General features: G+C 72.5%; 15 protein-coding genes and 1 tRNA gene. 11 read left to right on the top strand and 5 right to left on the bottom strand.

Annotated features, from left to right (window positions below; translation table 11 throughout):
• Positions 1–148: 148 nt before the first annotated feature.
• On the top strand, positions 149–430 hold the full coding sequence (locus AC07FT_RS20605; protein WP_479177508.1) for a hypothetical protein: 282 nt from the start codon (positions 149–151) through the stop codon (positions 428–430).
• Positions 431–506: 76 nt separating this feature from the next.
• Here the strand turns inward: AC07FT_RS20605 and AC07FT_RS20600 are convergent.
• Positions 507–593 (bottom strand) — tRNA-Ser (locus AC07FT_RS20600).
• 41 nt (positions 594–634) lie between these two features.
• The gene (locus tag AC07FT_RS20595) at positions 635–2176 is read right to left on the bottom strand and encodes a S1C family serine protease (protein WP_479177507.1); all 1542 of its coding nucleotides are present in this window, start codon (positions 2174–2176) and stop codon (positions 635–637) included.
• Positions 2177–2394: 218 nt separating this feature from the next.
• Here AC07FT_RS20595 and AC07FT_RS20590 point away from each other — a divergent pair, with 218 nt between their 5' ends.
• The 3 genes from AC07FT_RS20590 (at position 2395) to AC07FT_RS20580 (ending at position 5207) form a co-directional block, all read left to right on the top strand.
• Positions 2395–3228: a glycerophosphodiester phosphodiesterase gene (locus AC07FT_RS20590; protein ID WP_479177506.1), complete on the top strand. Its 834-nt coding sequence runs from the start codon at positions 2395–2397 to the stop codon at positions 3226–3228.
• A 182-nt stretch (positions 3229–3410) separates the two neighbouring features.
• Entirely contained in the window at positions 3411–4142 is a 732-nt protein-coding gene (locus tag AC07FT_RS20585; RefSeq protein WP_479177617.1) for an ATP-binding protein, read from the top strand.
• Between the two features lie 96 nt (positions 4143–4238).
• Positions 4239–5207, top strand: coding sequence for a DUF5926 family protein (locus AC07FT_RS20580; protein WP_479177505.1), 969 nt, complete (start codon positions 4239–4241; stop codon positions 5205–5207).
• Positions 5208–5749: 542 nt separating this feature from the next.
• On the opposite strand, the gene AC07FT_RS20575 is transcribed toward AC07FT_RS20580, so the two are convergent.
• Positions 5750–6424 (bottom strand): bifunctional DNA primase/polymerase, encoded by a 675-nt coding sequence (locus AC07FT_RS20575; RefSeq protein WP_479177504.1) that lies wholly within the window; start codon positions 6422–6424, stop codon positions 5750–5752.
• A 572-nt stretch (positions 6425–6996) separates the two neighbouring features.
• Here AC07FT_RS20575 and AC07FT_RS20570 point away from each other — a divergent pair.
• The gene (locus AC07FT_RS20570) at positions 6997–8574 is read left to right on the top strand and encodes a PP2C family protein-serine/threonine phosphatase (RefSeq protein WP_479177503.1); all 1578 of its coding nucleotides are present in this window, start codon (positions 6997–6999) and stop codon (positions 8572–8574) included.
• Between the two features lie 132 nt (positions 8575–8706).
• Positions 8707–10179: an aminopeptidase P family protein gene (locus AC07FT_RS20565; RefSeq protein WP_479177502.1), complete on the top strand. Its 1473-nt coding sequence runs from the start codon at positions 8707–8709 to the stop codon at positions 10177–10179.
• A gap of 121 nt (positions 10180–10300) precedes the next feature.
• Here AC07FT_RS20565 and AC07FT_RS20560 read toward each other — a convergent pair whose 3' ends face one another.
• Complete coding sequence (locus tag AC07FT_RS20560; RefSeq protein WP_479177501.1) at positions 10301–10807, bottom strand: carboxymuconolactone decarboxylase family protein; 507 nt, start codon at positions 10805–10807, stop codon at positions 10301–10303.
• 47 nt (positions 10808–10854) lie between these two features.
• On the opposite strand from AC07FT_RS20560, the gene pdxR reads away from it, so the two are divergent.
• On the top strand, positions 10855–12348 hold the full coding sequence (pdxR, locus tag AC07FT_RS20555) for a MocR-like pyridoxine biosynthesis transcription factor PdxR (RefSeq protein ID WP_479177500.1): 1494 nt from the start codon (positions 10855–10857) through the stop codon (positions 12346–12348).
• 58 nt (positions 12349–12406) lie between these two features.
• On the opposite strand, the gene AC07FT_RS20550 is transcribed toward pdxR, so the two are convergent.
• On the bottom strand, positions 12407–12910 hold the full coding sequence (locus tag AC07FT_RS20550) for an ATP-binding protein (RefSeq protein WP_254746016.1): 504 nt from the start codon (positions 12908–12910) through the stop codon (positions 12407–12409).
• A gap of 201 nt (positions 12911–13111) precedes the next feature.
• Here AC07FT_RS20550 and AC07FT_RS20545 point away from each other — a divergent pair, with 201 nt between their 5' ends.
• The 4 genes from AC07FT_RS20545 (at position 13112) to AC07FT_RS20530 (ending at position 16093) form a co-directional block, all read left to right on the top strand.
• On the top strand, positions 13112–13939 hold the full coding sequence (locus AC07FT_RS20545) for a hypothetical protein (RefSeq protein ID WP_479177499.1): 828 nt from the start codon (positions 13112–13114) through the stop codon (positions 13937–13939).
• A gap of 98 nt (positions 13940–14037) precedes the next feature.
• On the top strand, positions 14038–14784 hold the full coding sequence (locus AC07FT_RS20540) for a YcnI family copper-binding membrane protein (protein WP_374215323.1): 747 nt from the start codon (positions 14038–14040) through the stop codon (positions 14782–14784).
• Between the two features lie 155 nt (positions 14785–14939).
• Positions 14940–15602: an SCO family protein gene (locus AC07FT_RS20535; protein WP_479177498.1), complete on the top strand. Its 663-nt coding sequence runs from the start codon at positions 14940–14942 to the stop codon at positions 15600–15602.
• Entirely contained in the window at positions 15599–16093 is a 495-nt protein-coding gene (locus AC07FT_RS20530; protein ID WP_479177497.1) for a copper chaperone PCu(A)C, read from the top strand. Before AC07FT_RS20535 ends, AC07FT_RS20530 begins: the two co-directional genes overlap by 4 nt.
• Positions 16094–16096: the final 3 nt, after the last annotated feature.

The following is a 16096-nucleotide window of genomic DNA, read 5'->3' as shown; positions in this document are numbered from 1 at the left end:
CACGACCAGCGGCGTCAACGTCAACCACCCCACCCCGCACTCAGGCCGGCGGTGAGCGGAAATCGAGCAACCGCGGATAGCCATGGGGCGGAAGGCGGTTGGCGTCTTCTCCGGCACATGATTGCGCAGGAGGTACATGATGCGTCGAATGGGAATCGCGGCGGCAGCGGTGATCGGTGCGGTGGGTCTGGCCCTGCCCTCGACCGGAACGGCCGCGGCCGCGCAGGGAGTCCTGATCATCGACGGTACGGCGCACCAGGATCCCAGCGGCTGCTACGAAGCCCAGCGGTACCCGCTGGCAGTGATGAACCACACCGACGGGTACGCCCTGGTCTTCTCCGGCTCCGGCTGCCAGGGCGACATCGTCGACCAGGTCCCGCCGGGCGAGCAGACGATCTCCGAGTTCGGCCAGAGCGTCTCCATCGACTGACGACCGGCACCCCACGCAGAAGGGGTGCCCCTGAACCAGGGGCACCCCTTCTGACCAGCTATGACGCTGGCCTGGGCGGAGGCTGTGGGATTTGAACCCACGGTGACATCGCTGCCACGACGGTTTTCAAGACCGTTCCCTTAGGCCGCTCGGGCAAGCCTCCCCGCGTCGCCCTCAGGGTGACGCGGGGATCAGCCTAGCGCGTCAACTGTCACCCTTGCGCTGGCCCAGGGTGACATCCGCCGTGGACTGCTTGCCGTCACGCTTGTAGGTGAGCGTGACCTTGTCGCCGGGCTTGTGGGTCCAGATCTCGCTGATCAGGGTGGGTCCGCTGTCGATCACCATGTCATCGAGCTTGGTGATGACGTCACCGGACTTCAGACCCGCCTTGTCGGCCGGGCCGCCGGGGACGACCGCGGGGGCGCCGCCGGCGCCGTTGGAGGCGATGGTGGCGCCTCCGCCGGTGTCCTTCATGTTCACCGTGGCCTCGATCACCGGGTAGACCGGCTGACCGGTTTTGATCAGCTGCTGGGCGACGTTCTTCGCCTGGTTGATCGGGATGGCGAAGCCGAGGCCGATGCTGCCGGACTGCTGGGACTCGCCGAGGCCGTTGCCGCTACCGGCCGACTGGATGGCGGAGTTGATGCCGATGACACCGCCGTCGGCGTTCAGCAGGGGGCCGCCGGAGTTGCCCGGGTTGATGGAGGCGTCCGTCTGGAGGGCGGACATGTAGGAGGAGCTGCCCCCACCGCCGTCGCTGGAGGCGACCGGGCGGTTCTTGGCGCTGACGATGCCGGTGGTGACGGTGCCGGAGAGGCCGAACGGGGCGCCGATGGCGACGGTGGCGTCGCCGACGGCGACCTTGTCGGAGTTGCCGAGCGGCAGCGGGTTCAGCTTGGCGCCCGAGGCGTTCTTGAGCTTGAGCACGGCGACGTCGTAGCCCTGGGCGCGGCCGACGACCTGGGCGGCGTAGCGCTTGCCGTTCGAGAAGGTCGCGGTGAGCTTGCCGCGCTCCGCGGCGGAGGCGACGACGTGGTTGTTGGTGAGGATGTGGCCCTGCTTGTCGTAGACGAAGCCGGTGCCGGTGCCCCCCTGGCCGTTGCTGCCCTGGGCCTCGATGGTCACCACGCTGGGCAGGGTCCTGCCCGCGATGTTCGACACCGACCCCGGGGCGCGGCTCTCGGACTTGGGGTTGCCGAAGGCGGAGACGGTGGTGGAGTCACTGTCCTCGCGGTCGGCGGCGAGGTAGCCGATGCCCCCGCCGATACCGCCCGCGACCAGTACGGCGACCAGCCCGGCGGCGATCAGCCCGCGGGGCCTGCGCTCGGGCGCCCCGGACGGCGGTACCGGAGCGGTCCCCCACGGCCCGCCCGGTCCGCCGCCCGAGCCGCCCTGCGGCTGTCCGCCGCCGGCGGTCCACCAGGAGGCGGACTGCCCTGCGGCGGGGTCGCCGCCCGGGCCGGGGCCCGGAGCACCGGGCGCCCCGCCACCGGGTCCGGCGCCGTGGCCGGCAGCGTCCACACCGGTGCCGCCGGAGGCGGACGCGGCGGGGGGCTGGGCCGGGGGCGCGGTCGGCGGGGGCGCGGCTATCGGCGCTGACGGTGCGGAAGAGGGCTCCGGGGCCGCGCCCACGGCGGGCTCGAACTCCGGCGCCGGAGGCACCGCGGGGTCCTGTTGCGGCGCCGGAGGGGCCGGTTGCGGTCCGGCCGCAGGCGGTACGGCAGCGCCCTCGTTCTCGGTGCTCACAGCTGTCTCCTCAGGTGCACGACAGTTCTTCCATGACGGCCCACGCGTACGCATTACCGTCATCAGCTTTTCCCACGGCGCGTCAGACCGCCGTAAGGAGCGGTGGCCCCGTGGACTACCACCCTTTATCCCGGACAAATCGCCCTGCCGCCATTCCGGGCTAACGATCGGTGGGGCCGCGTCCGACGGCTTACACCGGGCGGTGGCACCATAACGCGGTGACCTATGCGCGCCCTGCCCGGGACATCCGCCCCGGTCCGCACACCGTGTCCGTCGTCGCCCACCGCGGATCCTCCGAGGATGCCCCCGAGCACACGCTGGCCGCGTACCGCAGAGCGATCGAGGACGGGGCGGACGCACTCGAGTGCGACGTCCGGCTGACCGCCGACGGCCATCTGGTGTGCGTCCATGACCGGCGGGTCAACCGCACCTCCAACGGCCGGGGCGCGGTCTCCGCACTGGAGCTCTCCGATCTGGCCGCACTGGACTTCGGCTCCTGGAAGGGCCAGGCCACCGACAAGGAGGAGCCGGACCGGGACCACCGTGACTCCACCTCGGTGCTCACCCTGGAGCGGCTGCTGGAGCTGGTCCGGGACGCGGGACGGCCGGTCGAACTGGCGATCGAGACCAAGCATCCCACCCGGTGGGCCGGTCAGGTCGAGGAGCGGCTGCTCGCCCTGCTGCGGCGGTACGGCCTGGACACACCGCCGCCCGAGGGGCCCTCGCCCGTGCGGGTGATGAGCTTCTCGGCGCGTTCGCTGCACCGGGTACGGGCGGCGGCCCCCACCCTGCCCACGGTCTTCCTGACGCAGTTCCTGCTGCCCCGCCACCGGGACGGGCAACTGCCGCCGGGGGTGCGGATCGCGGGGCCGAGCATCCGGATCGTCCGGAACCACCCGGGCTATGTGGCGCGGCTGCGGCGCGCGGGGCACCGGGTGCACGTCTGGACCGTCGACCAGCCGGAGGACGTGGAGCTGTGCGCCCAGCTGGGTGTGGACGCGGTGATTACCAACCGCCCCAAACAGGTGCTGTCCCAACTCGGGCGTACATAACGGTCATGACACGGCGTACACCGGCGCGTTCGGTACGCATTCGATCGTGACGAGTGCGTCACACGATGCCACTTGGCCTGTTTCCGCTCCAGCCCATTGGGGCATCCATCCCGTGGCGTGGGGCTAAGGAGGTCTCGGGGGTGGCGTTGGTGGTGGCACGGCAGGTGCCGACGTCGTCGACCATGGCCGTACCCCATGGTCCTGCGGGTGTCCGCGCGGCAAGACGGTGGATGCGTGGCGATTTGGGCAGGACTGGGGTATCGGAATCGGTCATAGACGACGCTGTATTGATCCTTTCGGAATTGCTCAGCAACGCGTGGCGTCATGGCCGCCCATGGCGTTCCGACCAGGGTGACGACACGGTCCGGGCGGCGTGGAGCGTTGACGAGGATGAGCGGCTGACCGTCGAGGTCACCGATGGTGGCGGACCCACAAGGCCCCTTCCGGCCAAACCTTCTGTCACCGCACGCGGTGGCCGGGGACTCCACATCATCCGCACACTGGCCGACGACTGGGGCGTCCGGGACGGCGTCGGCGAAGTCACCGTATGGGCGCTGCTTCCGGCCGATGACGGTTTCATGAAGCGGGTCACCATCCCGGCCGACCTGGATCCCGGGCTGACCGATCTGGATCCCGGGCTGACCGCGGGTCCGACGGACGGACTCACCGCCGGGCTCACCCCGGGACCGGCCACCGGGCTCATCCCCGGACCGGCCGCCGCACTCACCCCCGGGCTCGGCACCGACCCGGCACCGGGACCCGGCCGCCCCGAGTCCGAGCGGTCCGCCTCCATGGCCATCCCGCAGCAGCCGGACCCGCCGGTGGCGAAACCGGACACGAACATCCCCGAGACGAACATCGATCCCGACTTCGACCGCGAGCTGGACTTCGCCGATCTGGACGAGCTCGCGTAGCCGACGCGGCCCATCGAGCCGACGAGGTTCGGCCAACGGGCTAGGCTCCCGCCCGTACGAGCAAGCCCTGCCGCACGATCGGGAGACAGCCACACCATGGCCAAGAAGCGCCGCCCCCAGACGAAGGCCGCAGCCCCCCGGGCGACAACGGGCGACATCCCGGTGGTGGGCGCGCGCGAGCCCTGCCCCTGTGGCTCGGGCCGTCGTTACAAAGCCTGTCACGGCAGGGAGGCGGCCCACGCCGTCACCGAGCTGGTGCAGCGCCCCTTCGAAGGACTCCCCGGCGAATGCGACTGGGTGGCGCTGCGCGAGCTGGTGCCCGCCGCCACCGTCGAACTGAACCTGGCCGACGGGCTGCCCGAGGGCGTGCCGTCGGTCACCCTCGCCACCGTGCTGCCCATGGCCTGGCCCGCGCTGCGCCGGGACAACGGCGCGGTGCTGATCGGCCTCCAGAACGACACCCCCTCCGGCGACATCAGCCGCGACCTCGCCGACACGCTGCGGCGCGCCCTCACCGCCGAACCCGGCACTCCGGTCTCCGCCGAGCGGGCGCCCGGCGACGGTCCGCGACTCCAGGACCTGCTCGACCCGAAGGGCGGTTTCACGCCGACCCTGCACGAGGGTTTCGAGTTCTGGCTCGAGGACGCGGCGAACGCGAGCGGGGAGGTCGCCGCGTCCCTGGAGCGGGCCAACGCGGCCGCGATCCCGACCGCCCGGCTCTCCGGTGTGGACGCCGCCTACTGGTGCGAGACCCCGGAGAAGAACCACCTGCGCTGGGTGATGGCGCACCCGGAGGAGAAGCTGCTGGACGCGCTCGCCCGGCTGCACGCCGCGGGCGCCTCCTCGCTGGGCGAGAACACCCGTCTGGTGGGCTCCTTCCGGGCTCACGGGCTCACCGTCCCGGTGTGGGACCTGCCCAAGGGGATGCCCGCCGAGGACACCGAGAAGCCCGCCCAGGAGCTGGCCGAGCGGCTCGCGGAGGCGCTCGCCGACGACACCCCGCTGACGCCCGAGCAGCGGCGCGCCCGCGGCGGTCTCACCAACCGTCAGGTGACCCTGAGCTGACCGTCGCGGCCGGGCGGTCCCACCCCGCCCGGCACACGTGACCCTGCTCACAACTCACCGTTACGGCCTGGAAATCCGCGTCCGGAAATCCGCGATCGAATTTGCTAACGGCCGATCTCTTGTTACGGTTCTAAAAGCCCGGTCGCTGGTGCATCCCCCGTCGCCAGCGACCGGGCGCTTCCATGTCCGGAGCCGGACGAGACGCGCGACACCGCGGAGCCCGGCCGGGACGGTACGACCCGACGGATGATCAATCCTCCTCGCAGGCGCGGGAGTTGCCCCGTGGCGGGCGATCCGGTCCCGTACGGCCCCCAAGGTCCCCAGCCGCCCTCAGGCCGCCCGGAAGGCGCCTCGCAGACGCGGGGACAGAACGCGGGGACATGAACGCGGGAGAAGGCGGCCACACCGCATCCCGCGCACCACACGACAACGCGGTGGGGCAGCTGCCCCACCGCGCTTCTTCTTCTGCGGATATGCGGATCTGTGAATATGCATGAACGCCGATGTGGAAAGCCGCGCGGGAACGCGCGGGGCCGCCCGGCCTAGTAGGCCAGCCGGCTGCCGCCGTCGGGCGCACTGCTGCTCGCCTCGACCAGCGCGTCCACCACCGCGGACACCTCCGGCAGCCAGGGCCGTCCGCCGCGCCGCTGCGGGGCGCGCTCCCAGCGCACCCGGCCCGGTCCGGTCTGGGACGGCGGCAGCGCCAGATAGCCGCCGTCACCGTGGAACCGCAGTGAGCTGGGCACCCAGTCCTGGCGGTTCAGCAGTTCGCCGAGCTCCTCCAGGGAGTACGGAGCCACCAGCAGCGACCAGCGGGTGGGGGTGGCGACCACCGGACCGACCCGCACCCCCGCCTGGTCGAACACGGCCAGCGCCCGTGCCCCGGCGACCGCCGGCAGGCTCACCGCGCAGGGCCCGCGGCCCCCGGTGGCCAGGAGCAGGGGGGCAGTGGGGCGGTTGGTCCACCACCAGCGCACCATGCGCGGATCGGTGGTGGCGGCCAGGAGCACGGGGTCGAACGGGTGACCGCCCGGCACCGCGCAATCCGGGTCGGGACAGCCGCACACCCGGACGCGTCCACCGCCGGGCTGGAGCCCGATGCCCGGGAGTACGGGCCACTGCCACTCGGTGGCGCAGGTGAGCGCGGCGCGGAGCAGCGGCGACCGTGCGCCGCGCCGCAGCGAGAACTTGCGTCGCCTTCCGAGGATCTCGCGCATGAGCGCTCGTTCCTTTCCGTTAACGCCGAGGGCTGTATCCGTCGCACTTCATGGCACTTCTACAAGGCACTACGTGGCGCTGTACGGCATCGTTCGGCCGTTGACAGCACGTGGATCACAAGTCACTGCGCGTACGAGGCAGCGCATCACGCCGCAGGCCGAGCGTGGAACGTGGCGAGGGGTGGCGCGCGCATGGCGCTTACCGTCCTGTGGTGCGTTTCCTCGTCACTCGGGGATGGGCGCGGCCGTTGTCGTCTATGACGCCTGGACCGGCCACGGGGTTCCGGGGCGATGCGAACTGCCCCCGGCTCCTCTCCGATGTGTACCCGCCGCGGTGGAGACGACGCGCTGCCGACTGACGTCAGTCGACCCCAAATTGACAGCCTAACGACTTTTTTTCAGCCAAGTTGAATTCCCCCCAGACACCAACAAGACCACCGGGACAATGCTGGACATCGCCTCTTGGGTGCGTGTACATCTGGAGACAGTAGCGGCACAGTAGCGGCGCAGCACGACAGGGGGTTTGCGATGCTATTGAGCGAGCCGGACGCGGCGGGCGAAAGCAGCGGGCCATGAACGCGCCCCACCTGCCGAAAGTGGCTGGAATCGATTCTTCCCTCCCGGCGCCCACGCAAACTGCCGACCCCGTTACGCCCCCTGCCGCGGTGCCGGACCCGGGTCCCGGTCCCGGGGTCCAGGACCGCCTCGCCGAATGGGTGTCGGACCTCACCACCCTCCATGAGCTGACCGAGCGGCTGGTCCGCACCGCCACGCTCGACGGCGCGCTGCACGAGCTGCTGCGCGCGGGCGCTGCCCTGGTGGGCGCGCAGCGCGGTCTCGTGGCGCTGGAGCCGTCCGACGGCCTTGGTCCGGTGACCACCGTCGGCCTCGGTCTCGGCCATGCCGACCTCGGCCAGATCGAGACGATCCCGCGCGGTTCCGCCTCCGCCGGCCATCTGCTCGACGGACTGCCCGAACCGGACGGTGCGCGGAGCGCCGACGTCAGCCATCCGGACATCGCGAGCGAGGCCGATCTCGACCCCCGCCACCGCGAGGTGGCGGCCCGGCTCGGGTTCGCCGCCAGCTACGCCGTTCCGCTGGACACCTCCTCCGGTGCCGAGGGGTCCGGTGCCGTCACCCCGCCAGGGCCGGTCATGCCCTCCCCCGGCACCGGCGCGGAGACCGCCGGCGGCCCCGTCGCCACCGCCGGCCCGGCCGCCGCGGACGACCCCGGTACGGCCGCCGCTCCCGAGGGCGCGCCGGGCGCCGTGACGGCCGTGGGAGCCGACCGCCCCGCCGGACGCCTGGGCGCGGCCGCCTGGCTCTACGACGAACCCGCCGAACCCGGTGAGCGGCAGCGTCATCTGATCGGCCTGTACTGCCGTTACGCCGCCGCCCACCTCGCCCGGCTGCTGGAACTGCGCCGCGCCCACGCCGCCGTGGCGACCGTCCGGGAGGAGCTGCTGCCCACCCGGCTGCCCCGGGTGCCCGGCGTCCGGCTCGCCGTCCGCCACCACCCCGCTCCGTACGGCGGCGGGGACTGGTACGACGCGCTGCCGCTGCCGGACGGCGCGCTCGGGGTCTCCGTCGGCGGGGTGACCGGGACCGGCCCCGGCGCCGTGGTCGCGATGGGACGGCTGCGCGCCTCCCTGCGCGCGTACGCGGTGATGGAGGGGGAGGATCCGGTCGCCGTCCTGTCCGACCTCGAACTGCTGCTGCGCCTCACCGAACCCGCCCGCTCCGCGACCGCCCTGTTCGCGTACTGCGAGCCCGGTCCGCGCCGGGTGGTGCTGGCCGGGGCCGGGCACTGCCCACCGCTGATCACCGGTGACCGGCGCACCGAGTTCGTGGAGACCACGCTGTCCGCGCCGCTGGGGATGCTCTCCTGCTGGGAGGCCCCGAGCGTGGAGCTGGAACCCGGCTGTGGAGAAACGCTCCTCTTCTACAGCGACGGGCTGCTGCACCGCACCGGGGAGCCCATGGACCGCGCCTTCGCCCGGCTCCAGGCGGCCGCCGCGAGCGCACCCAAGGCCGTCCGCCACGACGTGGACGCGCTGCTGGACCATGTGCTGCGCACCGTGCTGCCCGGGGGCACGGACACCGGGGACGGCACCGAGGACCTGGTCCTGCTCGCGGTCCGCTTCGACTGAGCCACCGCCCCGGACCGCCCCCGCCGGGCCGCGCCGCCCGCCGCGGCCCGGTCGCGGCATGGCCTTCTCCGCCCTCCCGGCGGCCGTGTCCTCCCACCTACCATGGGAGAGGTCCAGTTCGAGGAGGATGTCGTGACCGAGGAGCCCACTCCTGAAGCCCTGGAGACCCCGGAGGCCGAGGAGCAGCCCATCCAGCAGCGGAAGAACGGCCTGTACCCGGGCGTCTCCGATGAGCTCGCCGAGAACATGCGGTCCGGCTGGGCGGACACCGAGCTGCACGACCTGGAGCCCGTCGAGCAGGCTCCGCACACCGCCCGCCGCCGTGCCGCGCTGTCCGCGCGCTTCCCCGGCGAGCGCCTGGTCATCCCCGCGGGCAATCTCCGCACCCGGTCCAATGACACGGAGTTCCGCTTCCGCGCGGCCACCGAGTACGTCTACCTGACCGGCGACCAGACCGAGGACGGCGTCCTGGTCCTGGAGCCGGAGGCGGGCGGCGAGGGCCACACCGCGAGCCTCTACCTGCTGCCGCGCTCCGACCGGGAGAACGGCGAGTTCTGGCTGGACGGCCAGGGTGAGCTGTGGGTCGGCCGGCGGAACAGCCTGACCGAGGCCGAGCGGCTGTACGGCGTGCCGGTGAAGGATGTCCGCACGGTCGCCGACGACCTGCAGGCCGCCACCGGACCGGTCCGCATCGTGCGCGGCCACGACGCCGGTCTCGAGGCCGCGCTGACCGACAAGGTCACCCGTGAGCGCGACGAGGAGCTGCGCGTCTTCCTCAGTGAGCAGCGCCTGGTCAAGGACGAGTTCGAGGTCGGCCAGCTCCAGAAGGCGGTGGACTCCACGGTCCGCGGCTTCGAGGACGTCGTGAAGGTGCTGGACAAGGCCGAGGCCACCTCCGAGCGCTACATCGAGGGCACGTTCTTCCTGCGGGCCCGGGTCGAGGGCAACGATGTCGGCTACGGCTCCATCTGCGCTGCCGGACCGCACGCCACCACCCTCCACTGGGTGCGCAACGACGGCCGGGTCCGCTCCGGCGATCTGCTGCTGCTGGACGCGGGGGTGGAGACCGACACCCTCTACACCGCGGACGTCACCCGCACGCTGCCGATCAACGGCACCTACAGCGCGCTCCAGCGCACGATCTACGACGCGGTGTACGAGGCGCAGGAGGCGGGCATCGCCGCGGTCAAGCCGGGTGCCAAGTACCGCGACTTCCATGACGCCGCCCAGCACGTGCTGGCCACCAGGCTGGTGGAGTGGGGCCTGGTCGAGGGGCCGGTCGAGCGGGTGCTCGAGCTCGGCCTCCAGCGCCGCTGGACCCTCCACGGCACCGGCCACATGCTCGGCCTGGACGTGCACGACTGCGCCGTGGCCCGCACCGAGACCTACGTCGACGGCACCCTGGAGCCGGGGATGTGCCTCACGGTCGAACCGGGTCTGTACTTCCAGGCCGACGACCTGACCGTGCCCGAGGAGTACCGCGGCATCGGCATCCGGATCGAGGACGACATCCTGGTGACGGAGGACGGGAACCGCAATCTGTCCGCCGGGCTGCCGCGCCGGGCCGATGATGTCGAGGCGTGGATGGCCCGCCTCACCGGCTGACCCTCCGGTCCTCCGGCCACGGGCCACCGCACACGGACCGGAACGGGGGAGCGGCACCCGCCGCTCCCCCGTTCCGCTGCCGCGAGCCCCGGCCGGGCACACCCGCGGGCCGTCGGCCCCGTCAGCCCTTGCCGGGCACCTTGCGGGTGGTCACCGCGATCCGGTTCCAGGCGTTGATGGTGAAGATCAGCGCGATGAGCCGGGCCAGCTCCGCCTCCTCGAAGTGCCGGGCGGCCCGCGCGTACACCTCGTCGGGGACCCCGCCCGGCAGCAGGGTGACCGCCTCGGTGAGCGCGAGGGCGGCCTGCTCCTCCGCGGTGTAGAACCCGGCCTCGCCCGCTTCCTCCCAGACCCCCACCAGACTGATCCGCTCGGGGCGCTCGCCCGCCGCGTGGGCATCGGTGGTGTGCATATGGAGGCAGTAGGCACAGTGGTTCAGCTGGGAGGCGCGGATCTGCACCAGCTCCACCAGGGCCGGGTCCAGGCCCTCCCGCGCGGCGGCGTCCAGTCCGATGAGCGCCTTGAATGCCTTGGGGGCCGCCTTGGCGAAGTCCACCCGCGCGGGACGCGTCCCCCCGGTGGTCGTCTCGGCGGTCGTCGTCGTGGTCGTCTCGATCGTTGTGGTCATGACGACGAATCTAAGCCTCGATGCGACAGGTTATAGGGTGCATTTCCATGGCGGAATCGCGGGTCAATTCGGCGGAGATCCTCGGCAGTGACCTCCATCTGGAGCTGACCCGCGCGGGCAGCCGCCGCACCGCGCTGATGAGCGCGCTGCGCGAGGCCGTCCGCGGCGGACGGCTCGCCCCCGGCACCCGGCTGCCGCCCTACCGCTCGCTCGCCGCCGACCTCGGGATCGCCCGCAACACGGTCGCCGACGCCTACGCCGAGCTGGTCGCCGAGGGCTGGCTCACCGCCCGCCAGGGCTCCGGGACCCGGGTGGCCGCCCGGACCGCGCCGCCCCCGCCCCGGCACACCGGCCGGGAGCGCGGCGGACGCCCCGCCCCGGCCGCCCCCACCGGCCGCAGGCGCCGGGCCGCACCGCCGCCGCGCCCCGCCCACAACCTGCTCCAGGGCCAGCCGGACGCCTCCGCCTTCCCCCGCACCGCCTGGCTCGCCTCCGCCCGCCGCGCCCTGACCGCCGCGCCCAACGAGGCGTTCGGCCCCGGTGACCCGCACGGCCGCGCCGAGCTGCGCCGTGCGCTCGCCGACTACCTGGCACGGGCCCGCGGGGTGCGCACCGACCCGGACCGGATCGTGGTCTGCTCGGGCTTCGCCCACGCCCTGCGGCTGCTCAGCGGCACCAAGGTGCTGCGCCCGGCGCTGGCCGTCGAGGCGTACGGACTGGCCTTCCACCGTTCCCTGCTGTCCGCCGCCGGGGTCCGCACGGTCCCGCTGCCGCTGGACGACTCCGGCGCCCGTACCGAGGAGCTGACCTCCCATCCGGCGCTGCGGACGGTACGGGCCGCCCTGCTCACCCCCGCCCACCAGTTCCCGACCGGCGGTCCGCTGCACCCCGAGCGGCGCGCCGCGGCCGTGGACTGGGCGCGGGCCGGCGGGGGACTCGTCCTGGAGGACGATTACGACGGGGAGTTCCGCTACGACCGCCAGCCGGTCGGCGCGGTCCAGGGGCTCGACCCGGACCGGGTGCTCTATCTGGGTTCGGTCAGCAAGAGCCTCTCCCCGGCGCTGCGGCTGGGCTGGATGGTCCTGCCGGACCACCTCGTCGACGTCGTGCTGTCCGTGAAGGGCGAGCGGGAGGGCTGGGCGAGCGCGCTCGACCAGCTGACGCTCGCGGACTTCATCGAAACCGGCGGCTACGACCGTCATGTGCGCCGGATGCGGCTGCGCTACCGGCGCCGCCGGGACGCGCTGGTGACCGCGCTCACCGAACGCGCCCCGCACATCCGGGTCTCCGGGATCGCCGCCGGGCTGCACGCGGTGCTCGAACTCCCGCCCGGCACCGAACGGTCCGCCGTCCAGGCCGCCTCCTGGCAGGGGCTGGCCCTCGACGGTCTCGCGGGCTACCGGCATCCGGACGCGACCACGCCCCCGCTGGAGGGGCTGGTCGTCGGCTACGCGACCCCGCCCGAGCACGCCTTCCCGGCGGCGCTGGACGCCCTGTGCCGGGCACTGCCGCCCGAGCAGCCGGCCCCGGGGACCGGCTGAGCGACGCTCCGGACCAGGACCGTCCGGGTGATCGGGACCGTCAGAACCGCCAGGGCGGTCAGGACGCCCGGAGCAGGGAGTCCTCGCGCCACTTGAGGATCTTGTCGAAGCTCACCACCACACCCCCGCGGCCCGGCCGGTCGCGGTAGCGGACGTGGTCGGTGAGGGCCTCGATCAGGAACAGCCCCCGCCCGTGCTCCGCCTGCGCGGGTGCCGGACCCTGCGGGTGCTGCGGTCTGCGCGGGGTGGCGGGCCGCCGCTCACTGCGGGTGCGCGGTCCGCGACGGACGGTGCCGCGCTGGGTGAATCCGGGCCCCGAGTCGGTGACCTCGATCCGGCAGGTGTCACCGTCGATGAAGGCCGTGACCCGGTAATCACCGTCCGTACCGTCGGCTCCGCCGTGCTCCACCGCGTTCGCACATGCCTCGGAGAGGGCGACCGACAGGTCGTAGGAGATCTCCGGGTCCACCCCGGCCGTCTCCATCGTGCCGAGGAGTAGTCGTCGTGCGAGGGGAACGCTCGCCGCCTCGCGGGGCAAATGGAGTGACCACCAGATGCTCATGCTCCAGCCTCCCGGCCGCGGCTCGACATACCGTTACGTATTGCCTGGGTCCATGGTCCGTAAGCGTGCGATTGACGTGACTCCGCTCATTCGGCGGACGCGCACGGCGGGCGCACCGGTGTATGGGGCTGTCCCGGTGTGCGCCGTTACGCCCTACCCGCCGTAGGTAACGCATTTGCTCGGTGGGATGATGGCGCCGCCATGGCTTCCCCTGTCGCCCGTGCGGGCGCCGACCTCCGCATGCTGCGGGCCGCGGTGTTCACCGCGGTCTGCGTCGTGCTGTCCGCGGCCGGGCACGTCATCGCGTCCTGCGCGACCGTGCCGCTGTGGACGGTGGGCGTCGGAGCTGCGGCTTTGTTCTCGGTGGCGGTGCCGCTTGCCGGACGCGAGCGGTCGCTGCCCGGGATAGCCGGCCTGCTCGCCGTGGGCCAGCTGGTCCTGCACACCGTGTTCGGGCTCGGCCAGCAGCAGGCGGCGGCCGCCCTGCGGGCCGACGGACACGAGAGCCGGGTCATGAGTCTGGCCGCGCACCTGCTGTGCGCCCCCGTGCCCGGCCGGATGGACAGCGCCACCGCACGTCACATCGTCGAGCGGGCGGGCATCGACCCCTCCTCGGTCGGGGATGTGCACGCCGCGCACTCCCTGCACTCCGTGCCGCTGACCCCCGCATCGGGCGCCGTGAACGTTCCCGCCGTGGACAGCCTGCTGCCGTCACTGCCCATGGTGCTGGGCCATCTGCTGGCCGCCGTCGCCATGGGCTGGCTGCTGCGCCGCAGCGAGGTGGCCGTGTGGCGGGTGGTGCGGCTTTCGGTGGGCGGGGCGCGCGAGGTGGCCGAGGTCGCGTTCGTCCGGGGTCTGCGCGCCGCGCTGCGGCTGGTGCGGACCCTGCTGACCGGACTGGCCGGACTGCGCCCGGCCGGGCCCCGGCGGCCGCGCCGGGACGAGCGTGACGAGGGGGCCGTCACGGCCCTCGTACTCCAGCACAGCGTGATCAGACGGGGTCCGCCGCGTCACGACCTCGCGGCCTGACCGACGCGACGCCCCTCCAGCGGTTCCGGAGGGCGGCCGCGGCCTCGCCGTACGCGCGCCACCCACCGATCATCCGTTTCGGATCCCTGGAGTACCCCATGAACGCCATGCGTCTTCGTCGTCTGCCGGTTCTCGGTGCCCTCACCGCGGGCGGCCTGGTGCTGCTCGCCGCGGGCCCCGCCTTCGCGCACGTCAGCGTGCAGCCCGGTGAGGCCGAGAAGGGCGGCTACAGCACCGTCAACTTCAAGGTGCCCAACGAGCGTGACGACGCCTCGACCACCAAGCTCGAAGTCACCCTGCCGACCGACCATCCGCTCGCCTCGGTGATGCCACAGCCGGTACCCGGCTGGAAGGTGAAGGTCACCAAGAGCAAGCTGGACAAGCCGATCGAGATGCACGGCGAGAAGATCACCGAGGCGGTCACCAAGGTCACCTGGACCGGCGGCTCGATCGAGCCGGGCCAGTTCCAGCAGTTCCCGCTCTCCGTCGGCCAGCTGCCCGAGGACGCCGACCAGCTCGTCTTCAAGGCCCTCCAGACGTACGACAACAAGGAGGTCGTGCGCTGGATCGAGGAGCCCAAGGAGGGTGAGGACGAGCCGGAGAACCCGGCGCCGGTCCTCAAGCTGGTCGCCCCGGCCGAGGGCTCGGACGCGCACGGTGCCGCGGCCTCCGGTCACAAGGACGACGACAAGGGCGAGGGCGAGGACGGCGAGAAGACCGCCGCCGACGACTCCGACGGCGACAGCAGCGACACCACCGCCCGGGTGCTGGGCGTCGCGGGCATCGTCGTCGGCATCGCGGGCGTCGCCTTCGGCGTCCTCGCCAGCCGCCGCCGCTCCGCCTGACCACCGGCGTCCGCGGCGTGATCCCACGGCGTGACCGCACGTCCTGACCCGACGGCGCGGTCCGCCGGGGCGGCGGGCCCCTCCGGCCCGCCGCCCGCACGCCCGGACCTCCTGCACGCCGCACCGATCCACACGTCTCACGGGAGAACAGCTCCATGCGCACCACCATCCTGGGCACCGCTGTTGTCGCCACCGCCGCGCTCACCCTGACCGCCTGCGGCGGCTCCGGCGGCGACGGCGACAAGGCGGCCACCGCCGAGGTCAAGGGGGGCCAGCAGTCGGGCAAGGCCATCTCGCTCGACAAGGGCAGGGAGAAGGCCAAGCCGGACCTCGTCCTGACCGACACCGATGGCAAGAAGTACGACCTCATCGAGGAGACCAAGGGCCGCCCCACCCTGCTCTTCTTCGGCTACACCCACTGCCCGGACGTCTGCCCGCTGTCCATGAGCAACCTCGGCATCGCCGAGAAGAAGCTCTCCGCGGCGGAGCGGAAGAAGCTCCGCGTCGTCTTCGTGACCACCGACCCCGAGCGCGACAAGCCGAAGCGGATCCGCTCCTGGCTCAACGCCCAGGGCGGCAAGGACTTCGTCGGCCTCACCGGCAGCTTCGACACCATCCAGGCCGCCGCCCGCACACTCGGCATCTACGTCGACAAGCCCAAGAAGGAGAAGGACGGCAGCATCACCGTCGGCCACGGCGCCGAGGTGGTCGGCTACGCGCCCCAGGACGACAAGGGCCACTGGATCTACACCACAGGCACCACCGCCGAGCAGTACGCCAAGGACCTGCCGAAGATCGTCAAGGGACAGAACCCGTGACCCGCGGCGCACCCTCCCGCACGGCCCTCGCCGCGGCGCTCGTCCTCGGTCTGTCCGCGGCGGTCGCCGCCTGCGGCTCCGGTGACGGTGACGGCGGCGGCGGGGAAGAGAAGGACGGCGGCCGTCCGGAGCTCTCCGTCCGCGGCGCGTACCTCCCCCAGCCGTCGATGGACGACATGGCGGCGGGCTTCCTGACCGTACGGAACGCCGGCGGCGGCGCGGACCGGCTGACCTCCGTCTCCACCCCGCTCGCCGCCGAGGTCACCCTGCACCACACCGCCGGCAACCGGATGAAGCAGGTGAGTTCGCTGGACGTCCCGGCGAACGGGCGGCTGGAGCTGGCCAGCGGCGGCGATCATCTGATGCTGACAAAACTGACCCACCGGCCGAAGGTCGGTGAGAAGGTCGAGTTCACCCTGCGCTTCGCGAACTCCGACCCCATCGAGATCAAAGTCCCGGTCGAGCCGACGACGTACCGCCCCAAGGACTGACGC

The sequence above is a fragment of the Streptomyces sp. NPDC045899 genome (assembly GCF_056431485.1).
This window is presented reverse-complemented; position numbering and strand designations above follow the sequence as displayed.

What these genes read in the sequence shown, in the direction of transcription:
- AC07FT_RS20605 (WP_479177508.1), top strand. Translation starts at nt 149, where the DNA reads ATGGGAATCGCGGCGGCAGCGGTGATCGGTGCGGTGGGTCTGGCCCTG.
- AC07FT_RS20585 (WP_479177617.1), top strand. Translation starts at nt 3,411, where the DNA reads ATGGCCGTACCCCATGGTCCTGCGGGTGTCCGCGCGGCAAGACGGTGG.
- AC07FT_RS20580 (WP_479177505.1), top strand. Translation starts at nt 4,239, where the DNA reads ATGGCCAAGAAGCGCCGCCCCCAGACGAAGGCCGCAGCCCCCCGGGCG.
- AC07FT_RS20575 (WP_479177504.1), bottom strand. Translation starts at nt 6,424, where the DNA reads ATGCGCGAGATCCTCGGAAGGCGACGCAAGTTCTCGCTGCGGCGCGGC.
- AC07FT_RS20570 (WP_479177503.1), top strand. Translation starts at nt 6,997, where the DNA reads ATGAACGCGCCCCACCTGCCGAAAGTGGCTGGAATCGATTCTTCCCTC.
- AC07FT_RS20560 (WP_479177501.1), bottom strand. Translation starts at nt 10,807, where the DNA reads ATGACCACAACGATCGAGACGACCACGACGACGACCGCCGAGACGACC.
- pdxR (WP_479177500.1), top strand. Translation starts at nt 10,855, where the DNA reads ATGGCGGAATCGCGGGTCAATTCGGCGGAGATCCTCGGCAGTGACCTC.
- AC07FT_RS20550 (WP_254746016.1), bottom strand. Translation starts at nt 12,910, where the DNA reads ATGAGCATCTGGTGGTCACTCCATTTGCCCCGCGAGGCGGCGAGCGTT.
- AC07FT_RS20545 (WP_479177499.1), top strand. Translation starts at nt 13,112, where the DNA reads ATGGCTTCCCCTGTCGCCCGTGCGGGCGCCGACCTCCGCATGCTGCGG.
- AC07FT_RS20540 (WP_374215323.1), top strand. Translation starts at nt 14,038, where the DNA reads ATGAACGCCATGCGTCTTCGTCGTCTGCCGGTTCTCGGTGCCCTCACC.
- AC07FT_RS20535 (WP_479177498.1), top strand. Translation starts at nt 14,940, where the DNA reads ATGCGCACCACCATCCTGGGCACCGCTGTTGTCGCCACCGCCGCGCTC.